General features: G+C 66.5%; 17 protein-coding genes. 8 read left to right on the top strand and 9 right to left on the bottom strand.

What is annotated here, in order from left to right:
- Positions 1-27: 27 nt before the first annotated feature.
- Positions 28-216, bottom strand: a complete 189-nt coding sequence (locus ACGFMK_RS09145; protein WP_392759879.1) for a hypothetical protein — start codon at positions 214-216, stop codon at positions 28-30.
- A gap of 1,461 nt (positions 217-1,677) precedes the next feature.
- On the opposite strand from ACGFMK_RS09145, the gene ACGFMK_RS09140 reads away from it, so the two are divergent.
- The 3 genes from ACGFMK_RS09140 (at position 1,678) to ACGFMK_RS09130 (ending at position 5,658) form a co-directional block, all read left to right on the top strand.
- Positions 1,678-2,355 carry a hypothetical protein gene (locus tag ACGFMK_RS09140; protein WP_392759877.1) on the top strand — a complete coding sequence of 226 codons (678 nt, stop codon included), beginning with the start codon at positions 1,678-1,680 and terminating at the stop codon, positions 2,353-2,355.
- Between the two features lie 69 nt (positions 2,356-2,424).
- Positions 2,425-3,831, top strand: a complete 1,407-nt coding sequence (locus ACGFMK_RS09135; RefSeq protein WP_392759876.1) for a transcriptional regulator — start codon at positions 2,425-2,427, stop codon at positions 3,829-3,831.
- Positions 3,832-5,658: a DEAD/DEAH box helicase gene (locus ACGFMK_RS09130; RefSeq protein WP_392759874.1), complete on the top strand. Its 1,827-nt coding sequence runs from the start codon at positions 3,832-3,834 to the stop codon at positions 5,656-5,658.
- Here ACGFMK_RS09130 and ACGFMK_RS09125 read toward each other — a convergent pair.
- A complete protein-coding gene (locus tag ACGFMK_RS09125; RefSeq protein ID WP_392759872.1) occupies positions 5,651-6,958 on the bottom strand; it encodes a DNA cytosine methyltransferase in 1,308 nt (435 codons plus the stop codon). The genes ACGFMK_RS09130 and ACGFMK_RS09125 overlap by 8 nt on opposite strands.
- Here ACGFMK_RS09125 and ACGFMK_RS09120 point away from each other — a divergent pair.
- Positions 6,946-7,470, top strand: a complete 525-nt coding sequence (locus ACGFMK_RS09120; protein ID WP_392759871.1) for a very short patch repair endonuclease — start codon at positions 6,946-6,948, stop codon at positions 7,468-7,470. The two genes, ACGFMK_RS09125 and ACGFMK_RS09120, sit on opposite strands and share 13 nt — an antisense overlap.
- An 81-nt stretch (positions 7,471-7,551) precedes the next feature.
- On the opposite strand, the gene ACGFMK_RS09115 is transcribed toward ACGFMK_RS09120, so the two are convergent.
- Positions 7,552-8,022, bottom strand: coding sequence for an FxsA family protein (locus tag ACGFMK_RS09115; RefSeq protein WP_392759869.1), 471 nt, complete (start codon positions 8,020-8,022; stop codon positions 7,552-7,554).
- 190 nt (positions 8,023-8,212) lie between these two features.
- Between ACGFMK_RS09115 and ACGFMK_RS09110 the strand changes: the two genes are divergently transcribed.
- Genes ACGFMK_RS09110 through ACGFMK_RS09100 form a run of 3 tightly spaced genes read left to right on the top strand, consistent with a single transcriptional unit; the run spans position 8,213 to position 9,055 of the window.
- The gene (locus tag ACGFMK_RS09110; RefSeq protein ID WP_392759868.1) at positions 8,213-8,479 is read left to right on the top strand and encodes a hypothetical protein; all 267 of its coding nucleotides are present in this window, start codon (positions 8,213-8,215) and stop codon (positions 8,477-8,479) included.
- Complete coding sequence (locus ACGFMK_RS09105; protein ID WP_392759866.1) at positions 8,470-8,694, top strand: hypothetical protein; 225 nt, start codon at positions 8,470-8,472, stop codon at positions 8,692-8,694. Before ACGFMK_RS09110 ends, ACGFMK_RS09105 begins: the two co-directional genes overlap by 10 nt.
- Before the next feature lie 31 nt (positions 8,695-8,725).
- On the top strand, positions 8,726-9,055 hold the full coding sequence (locus ACGFMK_RS09100) for a hypothetical protein (RefSeq protein ID WP_392759865.1): 330 nt from the start codon (positions 8,726-8,728) through the stop codon (positions 9,053-9,055).
- On the opposite strand, the gene ACGFMK_RS09095 is transcribed toward ACGFMK_RS09100, so the two are convergent.
- Entirely contained in the window at positions 9,044-9,595 is a 552-nt protein-coding gene (locus ACGFMK_RS09095; RefSeq protein WP_392759864.1) for a TetR/AcrR family transcriptional regulator, read from the bottom strand. The two genes, ACGFMK_RS09100 and ACGFMK_RS09095, sit on opposite strands and share 12 nt — an antisense overlap.
- Before the next feature lie 80 nt (positions 9,596-9,675).
- Here ACGFMK_RS09095 and ACGFMK_RS09090 point away from each other — a divergent pair, with 80 nt between their 5' ends.
- Positions 9,676-10,584, top strand: coding sequence for a zinc-binding alcohol dehydrogenase family protein (locus ACGFMK_RS09090; RefSeq protein WP_392759862.1), 909 nt, complete (start codon positions 9,676-9,678; stop codon positions 10,582-10,584).
- On the opposite strand, the gene ACGFMK_RS09085 is transcribed toward ACGFMK_RS09090, so the two are convergent.
- The 5 genes from ACGFMK_RS09085 to pdhA all read right to left on the bottom strand — a co-directional run bounded on the left by ACGFMK_RS09085 (position 10,581) and on the right by pdhA (position 16,839).
- Positions 10,581-12,527 (bottom strand): ABC transporter ATP-binding protein, encoded by a 1,947-nt coding sequence (locus ACGFMK_RS09085; protein ID WP_392760109.1) that lies wholly within the window; start codon positions 12,525-12,527, stop codon positions 10,581-10,583. The two genes, ACGFMK_RS09090 and ACGFMK_RS09085, sit on opposite strands and share 4 nt — an antisense overlap.
- 20 nt (positions 12,528-12,547) lie before the next feature.
- Positions 12,548-13,129, bottom strand: coding sequence for a TetR/AcrR family transcriptional regulator (locus tag ACGFMK_RS09080; protein WP_392759861.1), 582 nt, complete (start codon positions 13,127-13,129; stop codon positions 12,548-12,550).
- A 152-nt stretch (positions 13,130-13,281) separates the two neighbouring features.
- Entirely contained in the window at positions 13,282-14,625 is a 1,344-nt protein-coding gene (locus tag ACGFMK_RS09075; RefSeq protein ID WP_392759859.1) for a dihydrolipoamide acetyltransferase family protein, read from the bottom strand.
- 16 nt (positions 14,626-14,641) lie between these two features.
- Positions 14,642-15,634 (bottom strand): alpha-ketoacid dehydrogenase subunit beta, encoded by a 993-nt coding sequence (locus ACGFMK_RS09070; protein ID WP_392759857.1) that lies wholly within the window; start codon positions 15,632-15,634, stop codon positions 14,642-14,644.
- Positions 15,634-16,839, bottom strand: coding sequence for a pyruvate dehydrogenase (acetyl-transferring) E1 component subunit alpha (gene pdhA, locus ACGFMK_RS09065; RefSeq protein ID WP_392759855.1), 1,206 nt, complete (start codon positions 16,837-16,839; stop codon positions 15,634-15,636). Before pdhA ends, ACGFMK_RS09070 begins: the two co-directional genes overlap by 1 nt.
- Between the last annotated feature and the right edge of the window lie 61 nt (positions 16,840-16,900).

Raw genomic sequence — 16,900 nt, 5'->3', positions numbered from 1 at the left:
CGAGCCCTATGCACCGCCGTTTCGTGACTAGCTGTCGTTGGACGTCGCGATGTCGATCACCCACTCAACGGCGGCCTTGCCCAGCGCGTAGATTGCGCCGCGCGCGAAGGTGGACGGCCAGCTGGGCTCTCCGCCGGCTCGCGCCGGCTCACTGAGGCGCGAGCCGGCGGTCGCACGGGGACGCGAACTGCCGGTCGAACGCTTAGACTTGCTCATGGAGCTCCTGACTTGTTTGCCCAGGTGAGGGGTTCTGAAGGGGAAGGCCCGCCGGTAATCGCTTCCAGGCAAACCGGCTGGCTTTCCCCGACAACAGTTGATTGATCCGGATGTCTCGACGACACATCCGGCGCTAGGGTGCGCACGCGGCCGAGTGGTCACGTTCCGTGTTCGATGAGAAGTTCTCACATGCTGTCCCTTGCGGTCACCACATGTAACTGCACTCCTATAACTGTCACTCCATGTAAATGTGCCACCCGTCACAAACCCTGTTCGGGGACCGCGGCCCAGGTTTGCAGGTCCGGTCTTCCGATGTCCCGGTCTGCCCGTGTCCCAGGCTCGATGTGATGTCGATGCCGTCGCGGCGCGATGTCGGTAGCAATGGTGCAGGTGCGGGTAGCATGATGGGCAGTTCGATGGCGTCGGCAGAGGGTTCCTCTCCTTGCTCTTCGTTATTGGCGGGCGATGGTAATCCCTGTTGCGCCGGTCGACTTTGAGGTAATCCCTGTTGCGCCGGTCCCTTTGGGGTTGACCCCCCCCGGCAGCTTGATCCAGCGTGCATCACGCTATCGGGCATGGTCGCCGAAGCTTGGACATGTCCAGCTGGTACTTGACGAGTTCGCGCAGGTTGAGAAGCTCGGGCAAGGTGCAGGGAACCCGAGTGTGGTCGCCCTCCTGTGCGAGTGAGTGCAGCTTCTTCAAGGTTCCGACGTCGGGAATCCTGTGTGCATTCGCGAAGCGTGATAGCAATGCGGGGGAAACCCGCAGCCGCCTAGCTCGATCAGCCTGCGTCCGCTGTTTCATGCAACCGCACAGTTTCACGATGAGATCCGCGAGTTCGCGGTGCTCGAGGGTTGAATCCAATGGGTAGTTCCCCCCAGTGCCACCTAACCTCATCTGCTTCCTCTCGAATTTGGGCGCGCTTAACAGAGGTAATGACCTCGGCTCCTGTTGCAGGCGAGGCGTCTCGGAGATGTGTCCGCTCGGCGAGTCGACCTTGGCGGATCAGCGTGTTTCAGTGTGTGGACAGTCCAGCTTCGACCTCTCCTGCCTGCAGGATGTTGCGGTGCCTGCTCGGATGGGTGACAACCCGTACGGGTTGGAGCGTAGCGTACTTCGCGCGCTTCGGGGCCGCGAAGCGCCTCTGATGTCAGGGAATTCGCGAGAGGGCCGGAGTCGACGTCGCTGACGAGGGCTGAACCGTTTCCCGATGAGGGCGCGACTGCTCGGACCTGTTTGCTGAGGTCAGGGCAGTCACTGTTGGAGCGCTCACTGCCGTGCCTCGATGTTGAAATGATCTTGATTTGCAAGCCACCCCTTCGGGTGTTTACGATTTTTGTAAACACCCGAAGGGGTGGCTCTCCTGTGATACAAAGGAAGAGCGCCGAAGCATTCCGAACCGGCCTTCCGAACCCGGCGTCTCCGATGTGTGACTGGAACGTGAACAGAAAGTGATGGTGGATGATGCTGCCTTCGTGGGAAGACCCCAACCTGGGGACGATGAAGCGCGTTGCGTTGTGGCTGCTGACCGAGGTCGGCGAAGGGAACGAGTTCACCAAGGAGCAGATGCGTTCAGCTTTTCCCGGTGTTTCGCAAATCGACCGCCGGATGCGTGACCTGCGTAGCTTCGGCTGGCGTATTGACACGAACCGGGAAGACCCGACCCTCACGGCTGCACAGCAGCGCTTCGTGAGCAGCGGTCAGCCGGTGTGGGAGAAGGGAATGGCGTCGCGGGTCGCTTCCGCGTCGGCCATCGGAGCAGTGCAAAGGCGGGAAATCATCTCCAATGACGGCAACATGTGCCGTTCATGCGGGATCACCCCCGGCCAGTTCTATGCCGGCACCTTCGAAGGCGCCCAGCTCGACATCGCCCGGCGGGATGTCATCTTGTCCGGTGAGCAGACCGAAAGGCAGCTGGTCACGGAGTGCAACAGGTGCCGGGTCGGCGCGAAGAACCTCATTGCTGACCTTCCTGCAGTGGTGGATCGCGTTAACGCGCTGTCACCGGACGAACGAGCGCTCCTCGCCGGCTGGATCGCAGCCGACGAGCGAGTCTTCAGTCCTGCTGAGCGAGCGTGGGCCGAGTACCGCGCCCTGCCGGAGGACGCTCGCGCTGTGGTGCGCACTTCTCTGGGTTGACCAGGGGGTGTGACACGAGTCCGGTTATGGTTTGTAGCTGCCGCGGCACGTAGGTCGTACAGGAGAAGCATGATCAAGGATTACGGTCGGCCGCCCCGGTCTGACGAGAACCAGTCCCTTATCGAGCGTCGCCTCAAGGAAGTCACCGAGACCGGCGGCCCGCGTGAGACGCAGACTGTCGACTGGCGGGGCGGCCAAGCCCATCTGGATGTCATCCAGCTGCCGGCCGGTGACCTCTACTACAACCCGGCGACCCATCGCATCCGCGCACAGCGAAGTCATGATCCGCAGCTCGACCAGCTGGTCGATGAGGATCCCTGGAGCAGCGAGAGCCAGGACTACCTCGGGTATCTCCTGCAGGCGTTGCCGGCGGACCCCAGCAGGACCGATCCAACCTTCACTGAGCTGCTGGAAAGCCTTCGCGAGTACGACCAGACCGAACCAGGCCTGATCACGCGAGACGGCGTGCTGGTAAACGGCAACACGCGCCGGGCCGCGTTGCTGAAGATGGGCGGGCCACAGCAACCCATCAGGGTTGCTGTGCTGCCGGAGTCCTGTGACTGGGAGGATATCCGGGACGTCGAGCTGTCCCTTCAGCTCAGGAAAGAGCACCGCCGCGACTACTCCTACATCAACCGGCTGCTGGCCATCGACGAGCTGGTAAACCAGGGCCTGCCAATCGGGAAGATCGCCGCGATCTTCCGGAGCACCGTGCCGGCCTGCAAACAGGACCAGTGGGTCTTCGCCTGCATCAAGTCGATGATCGAACGCAGCGAGGTGAACGGGCACCGCATTCCGCTCGTAGCGTTCGAAGATCATCAGGAGAAACTGAAGGAGCTGCACAGGCGCTACCAGAAGGACCTGTCAGCGAACGGTGAGCGTGCAGAGCTGACCAAGGAGTCGCGGCTCGCGGCGATCATGCTTGGCTTCTCGAAGACCGATGTCCGTTTCATCGAGTCGGACTTCCAGTCGCGTTACCTGGACAAAGCTCTACCCGCGGAACTCAAGCCCGAGCCGGCGTCGGCGACGGTGGCCATTCCAGGTTTGGGTGTCTCGGTGAAGGGCGCGTCAGACGAGGTGGCAGCCGCCCGTGAACTGACGAACACCGTGCTCAAGGCTCGCACAGTCGAGATCACACACACCAGCGGATATGCGGGTGAGCCGGTCGAGCAAGCTGCGGAGCTCAAGGAAGCGATGGACCAGGCCATCGAGCGGGCCGGACGCCAGATACAGCTGCGAAAGCGCAAGCAGGCTGCGCCGGACCGGCTGAATTCCGCGACGGCGGAGATTGATCAGTGCATCACGGAGCTGGTCATGTCGCGCGCGTCCCGGGCGCTCGACGAGGAGGCGTTCAATGATGCGCTTCTGAGCTTCCGCCGAAGTCTGCGCGGCCTCGCTGTCGAGACGTCCCGGACGGTGGAAGAGCAGAACGACGGGGTTGCGTGGCTGCGCCAGATCCTCGAACTGGAGTCCTGAGTGGAGGTAACCGGTTCTAGCCTGTTCATCGGTTTCGACCTGACCCGGACACAGGCGAAGCTTCAGACCGTAGGCCAGTTCCGGGAGAACCTCGCTGGCCTTCTTGCTGCTTTCCCGAACGGCCAGATGACAGAGCGTCTTGTTGCGCTGATCCCGATCGACGAGTTCATCGGAAGTGTCGAGGCGCTGGCCGAGTGGCCAGCGCCGGAGTCGGTCGTCTGGGAGGATTCGTTCCGCAACCTGGTCATGGAGATGATCAGTGACGCGGAACGGTCGGAACGTCTCCTCGACGGTGAGGAAGACGACCTCGTCGTCCGCGAAGACGAGGTCGTCGACCAGCTTGAGCCAGGCTGGTCTGGCGATCTCACGCCGTTTCAGCGGCGAGACGTGGCAAAGCTCGTTTCGCTCGGCCATGGTGCGAACTTCAGCGTTCCCGGTGCGGGTAAGACCCGCGTGGCTCTGGCGGCGTTTTCTGCTTTTCGCCGGCGCGGCCGCGTACGGCGTCTGCTAGTCGTCTGCCCGAAATCGGCGTACGAGGCGTGGGAGGAAGAGGGAGAGAAGTGCTTCGCCGGCACGCTCGAGGTCCAGGTCTACGACGGCAGGTCGTCGTTGTCCGCGGACGTGCTGCTGGTGAACTACGAGCGCCTGGATCGATCGCAAGGGATCATCACCGGCTGGCTGCAGGAGGTGCCGACGATGATGATCCTGGACGAAGCGCACCGCATGAAGCTGGGGAGCGCTGGCGTGTACGGAGCTGCGTGCATGGCCCTAGGCCCGCTCAGCATGATCAGGATGATCCTTACCGGTACGCCTGCCCCGAACGGTCCCCGAGATCTCGAAAGCTTGATGGCTTTCGTGTGGCCTGGCCGAGGGAGGCGCGTGGTCACCAACGCGATCGACGGCGGCAATCTGATCTATGCCAGCCGTGCGCTCAAACCTCTTTACACCAGGACCACCAAGAAAGAACTCGGGCTGCCGCCGGTGTCGTTGAGCATGCGCATGGTCGACCTCCCTCCACTACACCGGGAGATCTACGACGCCCTTGTCGGGCGGTTCTCTGCCAGAGCTGAGCGGAGCAGGTCCGGTTTTGATGCGCTCGGCCGGACTGTGCTGAGGTTGATCATGGCTGCGACGAGCCCAGCTCTCCTGGCCGAGGGAGCTTCCAAGTACGAACCACTGTCACTTCAGGTGCCGCCGCTGGAGGTCCCGCCCAACGATCCGCTGCACCTGCTGCTCGGATCACTTTCCGAGTACGAGATGCCGCCAAAGTACCAAGAGGTGCTGGCGATCGTGAAAGAGAACGCCGAGCGAAAGCGGAAAACACTGGTGTGGGCCAGCTTTGTCCGCTCCATCAGCACCCTCGAAGTTCTTCTCGCCGACTTCCAGCCGGCTGTCGTGCACGGGGGCACCGTCGATCGTGATGAACAGATCGAGGCCTTCCGCAATGACCCGGACTGTGCGGTGCTCATTTCCAACCCAGCGACTCTTGGTGAAGGCATCAGCCTGCACCAGGTCTGCCACGACGCTGTCTACGTCGACCGCGACTTCCAGGCCGGCCGGTTCCTGCAGAGCCTAGATCGTATTCACCGGCTAGGCTTGGCGCCTGACACGGAAACCCGGATAACCGTTCTGGCGACGCGCGGAACCGTTGACGAGATCGTGGCGATGAGGCTCGGGGAGAAGCTCGAGTTCATGGGCAAGCTTCTCGACGACGCTGCTGTCCAGCAGCTCGGCGACCCGTTCGAGGAGCCGTCCGTTGTCGCCGGCATGGACTCTGCGGACGTCAACGCGCTGCTAGCCCATGTCCGGAAGCTGGACGCTAGCTGATCTTGGCCCGGTTCTGGCTGAACTTCTCGTGCCGGTCGTGGTCTTCCTGCCCGACGAACGCCTTGAATTCACCCAGCCGGTAGGTCAAAGTCGAGTCTGATGCCGACTCGTGGGGAACGTGGAAGTCACGGCGCAGCTGGGCAATACGTTCTTCCAGCTCGGCGACCCCATTGCGAAGCTTGGCCCGTTTGATGATCACCTCGGCAGGTACGTATCCCCCCAGCTCCCGCAGGACCTTGTACACAGGGTCGTGGCTCGAGATCTCACGCGAAACGGTCTCGCCCTCGTGTTTGAGGGCCCTCATGATCGCCGTTCCCACCGCTTCGGCGACCGGAGGCGGGAAAGCATTGCCGATCTGCCGGTAACGAGTCGTTTTCCGCCCGGTGAACGTCCACTCGTATCCGGGAAGCCAGCCTTGGATACGGGCCACCATTTCGTTCGTCAGCTTCGGGCCGGGAGCTTGGTTTTTCTCGGTCTTGAACCGGGCGTCTGATGCCGGCGGGGCGTCGGCGAGGCCCATCGCATCGACGCTGAGCTCAGCCCAGGCGCGCTTAGCTCTGGTCGGCCCCAGATCGGCGCCGCCATGTTTCTTGGAACCACCGACGATGGTGGGGCCGATCTTGTCAGCATCTTCTATCCACTGTTCGAGCCCTTCCCAGCCGTCCGCGCCCATGAGGTCAGCGATGGCGGCGCTGACAGTGAGCTGCTCGGCGACCGGCTCCGGCCACTTGAAGTACTTGGCATCCTCTTCCTGCATGGCAACGAGGACGAACCGGGGGCGCAGCTGGGGAACTCCGTAGTCGCACGCGTTGAGCAGCCGCCACTCGGCGACGTACTTGAACTCGGCGAGGCGATCCAGGACGTACTGCCGGTAGCCCGAGAACCGGGGCAAGCTGAGCCCGCGCACGTTTTCGAGCATCAGTGCGCGTGGCCGGACTTTGTCGACCTGCTCGACGGCCCAGGCAAAGAGGTCACGTTCGTCGCTCGCGCCCAGCTGCTTTCCGGCGATCGTGAACGGCGGACAGGGAACTCCACCGGCCAGCAGTGCGACCTCGTGGTGCTCTTCGGGGTCGAAGACAGCGGGGTCGGCGACGTCGCCCTGCTGGACGATATCGCGCTTTTCCTCGTTGATCTCGATCTGCCCAGGGATGTTCGTCCGCAGGGTCTGGAAGGCGTTGACGTCGAGCTCCACGGCCAAGCGGTGCTTGAACCCCGCTCGGTCGAGGCCCAGAGCTTGTCCACCTGCGCCCGCACACAGCTCGACGACCTCGAAGGAGCTGTCGTCGGATGCGCGGGTCATCGGAGTCCTTCCGGGGGTGGCGTAGCGATGTGGCGCCTGAGACTATCTGGCTCATGCCGCGCCGTGTAACACCCCCGGCAGCTGAGAACGAGGCGAAGCCGAAGCCGTACCCCGCTGCCGCGAACGAGGGCCGATCTCGCAACATGAGAGCCAATCGGCGAACGGACACGAAGCCCGAGGTGACTCTTCGTAAAGAACTGCATCGGCTTGGTTACCGATATCGCAAAGATCTGCCGATCGTGCTCGATGCCGTACGAGTCCGCCCTGACATCGTCTTCACCAGCCGCAAAGTCGCCATCTTCGTTGATGGCTGTTTCTGGCACGTCTGCCCCCAGCACGGCAGGCAACCGACGAGCAACGAGTGGTATTGGACGCCGAAGCTCCGGCGTAACGTCGACCGCGACAAGCTGGTCACGGGCGCGCTCGAGGAGGCTGGCTGGCAAGTGGTGCGGATTTGGGAGCACGTGCCGCTGCCAGACGCCGTCACGGCTGTCGAGAACGCGATCACGTAGGGCGAACACGCGTTCGATCCTAACGCTGACCTCTGACAACGCCCAGCAATGCTTGCATGGCGTGTCGGTCGTACGGGTTTGTCAGCCCTCGATGATGCGGCCTTCGATCACCGGGTGCGGCTTCTCTTTCGATGGCGACGACGGTGGCACCACTTCGCTGTCCACCACCATCACCGGACCACGCCTTTGGTTGGCGAAGCGCACCGCTCGCTTCTCCATCCGTCGCAGCCACAGCTTGCGGGCCACCGCTCGGGACGGCGGCAGCATCAGCAGCAAGCCCAGGACATCGCTGACGAACCCCGGGAGCAGGATCAGCACCCCGCCCAGGCCGACCAGCATGCCGTCCGTCAGTTCCTTCTCCGCTGAACGCCCTGATCGGGATGTCTCGATGAACGCGCGCATCGCCTTGGCGCCTTCGCGGCGGGCGAGCCAGGAGCCGATGAACGCGCCGGCCAGCAGCAGGCCCAGCGTGCCGAGCACGCCGACGGCCGAGCCGACCGCCCAGATCGCGGCGATCTCGGCGATGACGTAGAGCAGGAACGCGACAGCCATACCCGGACAACGAACGAGCTGTCCGATTTGCTCCCGGGCCTGCTGGCCACCGGCTAGTCTTACCGATCGTGTCCGACTGGCTCCGCTGGCTCCTCATCGCGCTCGCCGTGCTTGCCGCGGTCGCGGTCGCTGTCGGCGGCCTCGGCTCACGCTTCCGCAGGTCAGGGCGCGTGGTGGGATCGCCGCCTCCGTGCTGGTGTGGCTGGTCATCGCGATCGTCGTCGCCGGCGGGACGGCCGGCGGGTTGCTGTGGTTCTTCGGCTGGCCGCACCTGCCGACGGCCGCTGTCTTCGACGTCACCCAGTTGCTCGACCTGCTGAAGATCGCTCTCTCCGTGGTCGCCGGGTTCGGTGGGGTCGTCTGCTGGCCGTCAACTACCGCAAGCAGCGGGTCACCGAGAAGGAGCACGCTCTCGCCGCCGAACAGCTCGCTCACGACAGCCCCGCGGTGCGCCTGACCGGTGTCTACGCGCTCGCGGGCCTCGCCGACGACTGGGACGACAAGCGCCAGGTCTGCGTCGACGTCCTGTGTGGCTACCTGCGCATCGCGCCGGAGGTGGTGTCGCCCGGTGAGGCCGAGGTGCGGCAGGCGATCCTGTGGATGTTCCGCGATCGGGTCGGCCCTGGTGGCGGGTGGCGTCGGTCGCCCGTCGATTCGACTTTACCGGGGTGACTTCTCGTCGCTCGGCCTCCAGTCCGGCGTGGTGCGCTTCGGGAAGGTCGACTTCATCGACATCGAACTGGACCTGCGGAACGTGGTGAGCAACTGGGTCGGCGACGGTGGCCTCGCACGGCTGACCTTCGAAGACGTGCGGTTCCTTCGATGCAGGCTCGACTTGGAAACGCATTCGTCCCACGAGCGCATGATCTGGTTCGTCAACAGCGTGCTGGACACGGTAACGGTGGCGGTCGACGAGCTCGAAGAACTCAAGCCCTGGCTGACCGCCGGAGAGCCGTGGTTGAACTTCCGCGACGTTGAACTCCGAGGTGGCACCGTCGTGCCAGAGCGATATCTGCGGCGGTCAGCGCAGTAGCGTCTCGATCGTTGACCGCAACCCCACCGCCAGGCGGTGGGATTCGCCGGTGCGCAGCAGGTGGATCATCAGGTCGCTGTGCAGCGAGCCCAGCAGCAGGTGCGCGATGAGGTCCGCGTCCAGCGACGGCGCCGCCGATGTGAGCAAGCCCGCGACGTGCGCGTGCCAGGACAGGTAGATCGGGCTGTTCAGGCGGTCCGTCGAGGCCTGCTCGAACGCCGCCATCACCGTGACGTTCTTCGTCGCCAGCTCGACCACCGCGTCGAAGAACGCCGCCAGGCGCTCGGCCGGTGGGGCGCCCGGGCCCAGCGGGGGTGGTCCCGATTCGAGAGCGGACGACAACGCCCGCACGCGTTCCTCCACCACCGCGCGCATCAAGCCTTCTCTGTTGCCGAAGCGGTGGAACACCGTCCCCTTGCCGACGCCCGCCGCCTGCGCGACGCGGTCCATCGACACGTGCTCGAGGCCGTGGGTGGCCAGCAGCTCCTCGGTCGCGCGCAGGATCGCCCGGCGGTTGCGGGCCGCGTCGGCGCGTTCCATGGAGGCTCCTCGACAAGTTGACTGACGGTCCATATAGTAGGCGACCGTAAGTTGACCGTCAGTCCACTTGTGGAGCGCAGATGCGAGCAGTGGTGCAGCACGGGACGGGTGGTCCCGAGGTGCTGAAGGTGGAAGAACGCCCTGAGCCGGTACGCGGCGAAGGCGAGGTGCTGATCCGGGTCGAGGCGATCTCGGTGCCGTTCTACGAAACCCAGCTGCGGTCCGGGATGCTGCCCGGTGGGGAGCCCGCGGTGTTCGGGCACGAGGCCGCCGGCGTTGTGGTCGAAGCCGATGACGAACAGCTGGTCGGCCGTCGCGCCGTCAGCATGTCCTACGTCGGCGGTGCGTACGCCGAGTTCGTCGCCGCGAGTCAGTACACGCTGGTGCCTGAGCAGATGTCCGCCGAGAACGCCGTCGCCGCGGCCGTTCCGGCGGCGGTCGCGGTCGCCTTGGTGCGCACCGCCGAGATCGTCGACGGCGAGACCGTGCTGGTCGAGGCCGCGTCCGGGTCGATCGGCGGTTACCTGACGCGGCTGGCGAAGGACGCGGGCGCGCGAGTTGTCGCGACCGCCGGCCGCGGGAAGGCCGCCGCCGACGTGGTGCTCGACCACAACGACCCCGACTGGCGAGCCAAGGCGCCGGACGGCATCAACGTCGTCTTCGAGTCGATCGGCGGGCCGCGCGCCGCCGAGCTCGTGCCGAAGCTCGCGCCGCGGGGGCGGATCCTCGCCTACGGCCTGCTCAGCGGCGAGTTCCCGGTGATCACGGTCGCCGATCTCATCTCGCGGGGACTCACCCTGATCGGCTTCGGCGGCCCGGACGCCTATGGGAAGGACGTCGCCGCCGCCCGCGGCGAAGCACTGGGCCTCGTCGCGGACGGCACGCTGACGCCGGTGATCGACCGGACGTACGCGCTCGAAGACGCCGCCGAGGCGCACGCCCGGGTCGAGAGCCGCGAAGGCGTCGGCAAGGTCCTGCTCGTCCCCTAGCTCGGGATCTCGTCCAGGTACGCCTGCGCCTGGAGCGTGAACAGCTCCGCGTAGCCCGCCTTCGCCGCCATCAGCTGCTCGTGCGTGCCGTACTCGGCGACCTTTCCGTGCTCCAGCAACAGAATCCGCTCCGCCTGGCGCACGGTCGAGAACCGGTGCGAGATGTACAGCGTCGTGCGGCCCTCGGACAGTTCGCGCAGGCGCGAGAACAGGTCGTGCTCCGCCTGCGCGTCCAGGGCCGACGTCGGCTCGTCGAGGATCAGGATCGGTGCCTCCCGCTGGAACGCCCGGGCCAGCGCCACCTTCTGCCACTCGCCGCCGGACAGGCTGACGCCCTGGTCGAACCAGCGTCCCAACGGCGTTTCGTACCCCTGGGGCAGGCGCTCGATGCGCTCGTCCGCGCCGGCCCGGCGGGCCGAGTCCTCGATGTGCGGGCGGTCTTCGAGCCGGGTCAGGTCGCCGAGGCCGATGTTCTCCGCCGCGGTGCCCTGGTACGTCACGTAGTCCTGGAACATCGCGCTGATCCGCGTCCGCAGCTCGTCCGGGTCGTACTCGCGGATGTCGACGCCGTCCAGGCGGATCCGGCCGCCGGTCGGGTCGTAGAGCCGGCACAGCAGCTTGAACAGCGTCGACTTGCCCGCGCCGTTGCGGCCCACGACCGCGACCGTTTCGCCCGGCCGGATCTCGAAGCTGACGCCGTCGAGGGCCGGCTCCTCCGCGCCCGGGTAGGCGAACGTCACCGAGTCGAACTCGATGTGACCCTCCACGGTGGACGGCATCGGCCGCGGTTCGGCGGGCGCCGTGATCTCCGGTTTCGTGCCCAGGAAGCGGTAGAGCGTGTCGAGGTAGAGGTTGTTCTCGTACATCCCGGAAAACGCCGTGAACAGCCCGGACACCGATGTCTGCACGGACGCCGCCGCGGCCGTGTACAGCGCCAGGTCGCCCAGCGTGAGCCGCCCGCCGACCGCCTCCAGCGCGATGTACAGCGCGATCGCCGACCCCACGAGCGTGCTCAGCAGTCCCCAGGACGTCGAGCTGATGTTGCGGTTGATCGTCAGCTTCCGCTGTCGCTCGTAGGAGACGACGCCGAGCCGGCGGAACCGGTCGACGAAGTACGGGCCGAGCCCGAACAGCTTCGTCTCCTTGGCGTAGGTGTCGGTGGTGACCAGCGAGGACAGGTAGTCCATCCGCCGCTTGATCGGCGACATCAGGAAGGTGAGCCAGAACGCCCGCGAGCCGTACTTCGACTGCGAGATGAACGCGGGGATCGGCGCGAGCAATGCGACCAGCGCCAGCAGCGGGCTGACGGCCACGAGCAGCGCGATCATGCTGCCGAACGTGATCAGGGTCCGCACGAGCCCCAGCGCGGAGTTCATCATCGACAGCGGCCGGGTCGGCGCTTCCTGCGCGGCCTGGCGCAGCATGTCGTAGGACGCCGAGCCCTCGAAGTACGCCAAGTGCAGCTCGCTGGAGTGCGCCATCACCTGGTGGCGGATGGTCAGCGTCATCCGCTCCTGCAGCAGCGTCTGCGCGATCGAGGTCGCCGCGCTGCTGATCGCGGTCGCGGCGAGCACGCCGAACTGGAACAGCGCGACGTTGACGATGTCCATCGTCGTGCCGCGGTGCTGGATCGCCGCGACGACCGAGTCGAGCAGCAGCTTCGCGATGTACGCGGTCACCGTCGGCAGCAGGCCGGACAGCAGCGTGATCAGCGCCAGCAGGATGGTCAGGACCGGGCTCGCCTGCCAGGTCAGCTTGATGACCTTGGGCAGGCCGCGGACCGTGCCCGAGACCGACGTCTTCGCGCGTTTCAGCCGGGAACGCCAGTCCTTCGGCTGGTCGTCCTGCTTCGGCTCCGGGATGTCGACCGGGCCGGTCAGCCCGCTGTCCGGGACCGTCGAGATGGCTCGCCGCCGGCCGCGCCGGGCGATCGCGAACTCCATCCCGCCCCCACCGCCCGGGATCATTTGGCCTCCACGGCGCCGTGCAGGAAGACGTCGACCACCTGGCGCGTGGTGGGCGCGTCGTCGTCCGGGGCCATCCGGCGGCCGCTGAACAGCATGGTCAGGAACAGCGCGGCCAGGTGCTCGGGCGACAGCCGCAGGCGGTCCTTCTCGGGCTCGAACAGTTCGGTCATGGCGCCGCGCATGGCAGCCATCGACTCCCGGCGGCCGCCCTTCCAGCTACCGCGCAGGCGCTGTTCGGGGTCGCGGTGCTTGATCCGGCCGGACGCGTGCAGGGCGCCCATCAGCGCGCCCATCCGCTCGAGGTGCGCGCCGAGCGCTTCGGCCGCCTCGACGAGCCGGTCCTCGAGCGGCTGGTCGACGGGGATTTCGGCAATGGCGTCGAGGACGTGGTCGGGACGCAGGGCTTCGGCCGTGCAGGCGTCGAACAGCTCGTCCTTGTCCTTGAACGCGCGGAAGATGGTGCCCTCGCCGATGCCGGCGGCGCGGGCGATCTGGCTCGTGGTGACGGTGGCCCCGTGCTCCATGAGCAGGGGCAGCACCGCGTGCACGATCATGCTGCGCCGGGCTTCGACGCTCATGCCCGGCGCTCTACGCCGGGTTTCGGGTGCTGGTGTCATGCGACCAGTGTGCGGAGTGAGTGCTCACTCCGTCAAGCGAGTATGCCGTGGGCGAAAGCCGTGAAGGCCTCCTTACCGGCCATAAGAGCCGGTAAGGAGGCCTTCACGGACTTTCAGTAGGTCATCGCCATGGCCGGGTCGGCCAAGAGCGCGCCGACGTCGGCCAGGAACTCCGAGCCCTGCTGGCCGTCGACCACGCGGTGGTCGAAGCTCAGCGACAGCTGCAGCACCTTGCGGACCTTGATCTCGCCGTCCACCACCCACGGCTGGTCCTTGATCGCGCCGAGGCACAGGATCGCGGACTCGCCCGGGTTGATGATCGGCGTGCCGGTGTCGACGCCGAAGACGCCGACGTTGGTGATCGTGATCGTGCCGTTCGCCATGTCGGCCGGGGACGTCTTGCCTTCGCGCGCGACCTCCGTCAAGACGGTCAGCGCGTTGGCCAGCTCCTTCAGCGACAGCGAGTCGGCGTCGCGGACCTTCGGCACGATCAGGCCGCGGGGCGTGGCCGCCGCGATCCCGAGGTGGACGTAGTCCTTGTAGACGATCTCCTGCGCCGCCTCGTCCCACACCGCGTTGATGTCCGGGGTGCGCTTCGCCGCCAGGCACACGGCCTTCGCCGCGAACGTCAGCGGCGTGACCTTCACGCCGGCGAACTCCCGCGACTTCTTCAGCTTCTCGCGGAACTCCATCATCGGCGTGACGTCGATGGTCAGGAACTCCGTGACGTGCGGAGCGGTGTACGCGCTCTGCACCATCGCCGCCGCGGTCATCTTGCGGACGCCCTTGATCGGGACGCGCCGCTCGCGGGTGGCCGGGTCGTAACCAGTGTCCACAGTGGACGTCGCCGCGGCCGGGACCGCCGAGCCGTTGGCCGCGCGCTCGACGTCGTCACGCGTGATGACGCCGCCGTCAGCGGTGCCGGTCAGCGCGTGCAGGTCGACACCGAGGTCCTTCGCCAGCTTCCGCACCGGCGGTTTGGCCAGCGGCACGTAACCACCGCGCGGAGCCGAAACCGGAGCAGGAGCGGCAACCGGAGCGGGCGCGACGACCGCGGCCGCGGGAGCCGGAGCCGGCGCCGAACCCTTCCGGGCCCGCCGCTGCGTGACGACGGCCTTGGAGCCGTAGCCGACCAGCGGCTTCATCTCCTCTTCCTCGGCCGGAGCCGACGCCGCGGCAGGAGGAGCGGCAGCGGGAGCGGCGGCGCCGCCCGGGTCGACGTCGATGGTGAGGATCGGCGTGCCGACCTCCACCGTCTGACCCGGCTCGACGTGCAGCTCGGTGACGACGCCGGCCCACGGGATGGGCAGCTCGACGGCGGCCTTCGCGGTCTCGATCTCGACCACGATCTGGTTGACCGTCACCGTGTCGCCCGGCTTGACGTGCCAGCTGAGGATGTCGGCCTCGGTCAGCCCCTCGGCCGTGTCGGCGAGGGGGAACTGCTTGAACGTTGGCATGACGCGGAAATCCCCCTTACCAGGCGAGCGAGCGGTCGACGGCGTGCAGCACCCGGTCCAGGTCGGGGAGGTAGTGCTCCTCGAGCTTGGCGGGCGGGTACGGCGTGTCGAACCCGGTCACCCGGAGGACGGGCGCCTCCAGCGAGTAGAAGCACTCCTGCTGGACGCGCGCGGCGATCTCCGACGTCAGCGACGACTCGGACGGCGCCTCCGAGAGCGCGATCAGCCGTCCGGTCTTGCGCACCGACTCGAACACCGGGCCGAGGTCCAGCGGCGAGAGCGTGCGCAGGTCGATGACCTCGAGGGACTTGCCCTCGTCGTCGGCCGCGGCGGCCGCGTCGAGCGCGACCTTCACCGACGGGCCGTACGCGACGACCGTCGCCGTCGTGCCCTCGCGGACGACCTGCGAGGAGAACATCTGCTGCGGCGTGCCCGCGACGTCGATCTCCGCGCGCAGCGCACCCGAGTGGTACAGCCGCTTCGGCTCGAAGAACAGGATCGGGTCGTCGGACTTGATCGCCTGCTGGATGCCCCAGTAGGCGTCGACGGCGTTGGAGATCGAGACGACCTTCAGGCCCGGGATGTGCGCGAACAGCGACTCCGGCGACTCCGAGTGGTGCTCGACCGCGCCGATCCCGCCGCCGAACGGCACCCGGATCACCACGGGCATCTTGATCTTGCCCTGTGTCCGATAGTGCAGCTTCGCCAGCTGCGACGAAATTTGGTCGAAGCCCGGGAAGATGAAGCCCTCGAACTGGATTTCGCACACCGGCCGGAACCCGCGCACGGCCAGGCCGACCGCGGTGCCGATGATGCCGGACTCGGCCAGCGGCGTGTCCAGCACGCGCTGCTCGCCGAAGTCCTTCTGCAGGCCGTCGGTGATCCGGAAGACGCCGCCGAGCTTGCCGACGTCCTCGCCCATGATCAGGACCTTGGGGTCGGATTCCATCGCCCGGCGCAGGCCGAGGTTGAGCGCCTTGCCGATGGTGAGTTTCTGGAGGTCGGTCATCAGTGCTCACCCGCCGATACGAAGCCGTCGAGGTAGGACAGGAACTCTTCGCGCTGCGCCTCGAGCACGGGGTTGCCCTCGGCGTAGACGTTGCTGAAGATCCGGTCCGGCGGCGGCTCCGGCATGTTGAACGTGTACTCGCGCAGGTCGGCGGCGAAGGCGTCGGCCTCCTCCTGGACCTTGTCGAAGAACGCGTGGTCGGCGCCGCCCTTGCGGGCCAGGAACGCCCGGACGCGCTCGATCGGGTCCTTGAGCTTCCACTCCTCGAGCTCGTCGGAGAGCCGGTAGCGCGACGGGTCGTCGGTCGTCGTGTGGGCGTCCATCCGGTAGGTGAACGCCTCGATCAGGACCGGGCCGTTGCCGTGGCGGCACTCGTCGAGCGCCCAGCGGGACACCGCGAGGCAGGCCAGGACGTCGTTGCCGTCGACGCGGATGCCGGGGAAGCCGTAACCGCGGGCGCGCTGGTAGAGCGGCAGGCGCGACTGGCGCTCGGTCGGCTCGGAGATCGCCCACTGGTTGTTCTGGCAGAAGAACACGAGCGGCGCGTCGTAGACCGCGGCCCAGACGAATCCTTCGTGGACGTCGCCCTGCGAGGTCGCGCCGTCACCGAAGTAGCAGATCGTGGCTTCGCCGTCGTCGTCCCCGACCTTGCCCTCGAACTTCTGGCCCATCGCGTAGCCGGCGGCGTTGAGCACCTGGTTGCCGATCACGATGGTGTACGGGTGGAAGCCGGTGCCCTGGTAGTCCCAGCCGCTGTGGTCGGTGCAGCGGAAGATGCCGAGCAGGTCCTTCATGTCGACCCCGCGCGCGTACGCGACGCCGTGCTCGCGGTAGCTGGGGAACGCCATGTCGTTCTTCTTCAGCGCGCGGCCCGACCCGATCTGCGCGGCCTCCTGGCCGAGCAGCGGGACCCAGATGCCGAGCTGGCCCTGGCGCTGCATCGCGTTGGCTTCGCGGTCCGCGCGGCGGACGAGCACCATGTCGCGGTACAGGTTGCGCAGGGCTTCGTCGTCGACGTCGTCGACGTACTTGTCGAACTGCGGCGAGGGGACCCGTTCGCCTTCGGGGGTGAGCAGCTGAGTCAGCTCAGCGCCACCTTCGCTGGTCGCTCGCAATCCGGCGATCACCTGCTCGGGGGACGGCTGGGCCGCGACGGCGGCCGGTCCATCTCCAGGCTCCGGGTGCGTCCACTGTTCGGACGGCATGGGCGTTGCTCCTCGGTGTCGGTGCCTCTGGCGGCCGCTTGTGGCGACCACAGCGACTGCA

Source organism: Amycolatopsis sp. NPDC049252, from assembly GCF_043197175.1.
Taxonomy (GTDB): domain Bacteria; phylum Actinomycetota; class Actinomycetes; order Mycobacteriales; family Pseudonocardiaceae; genus Amycolatopsis.
The sequence above is the reverse complement of the archived record's forward strand: the minus strand, read 5'-3'. Positions and strand labels throughout refer to the sequence as shown.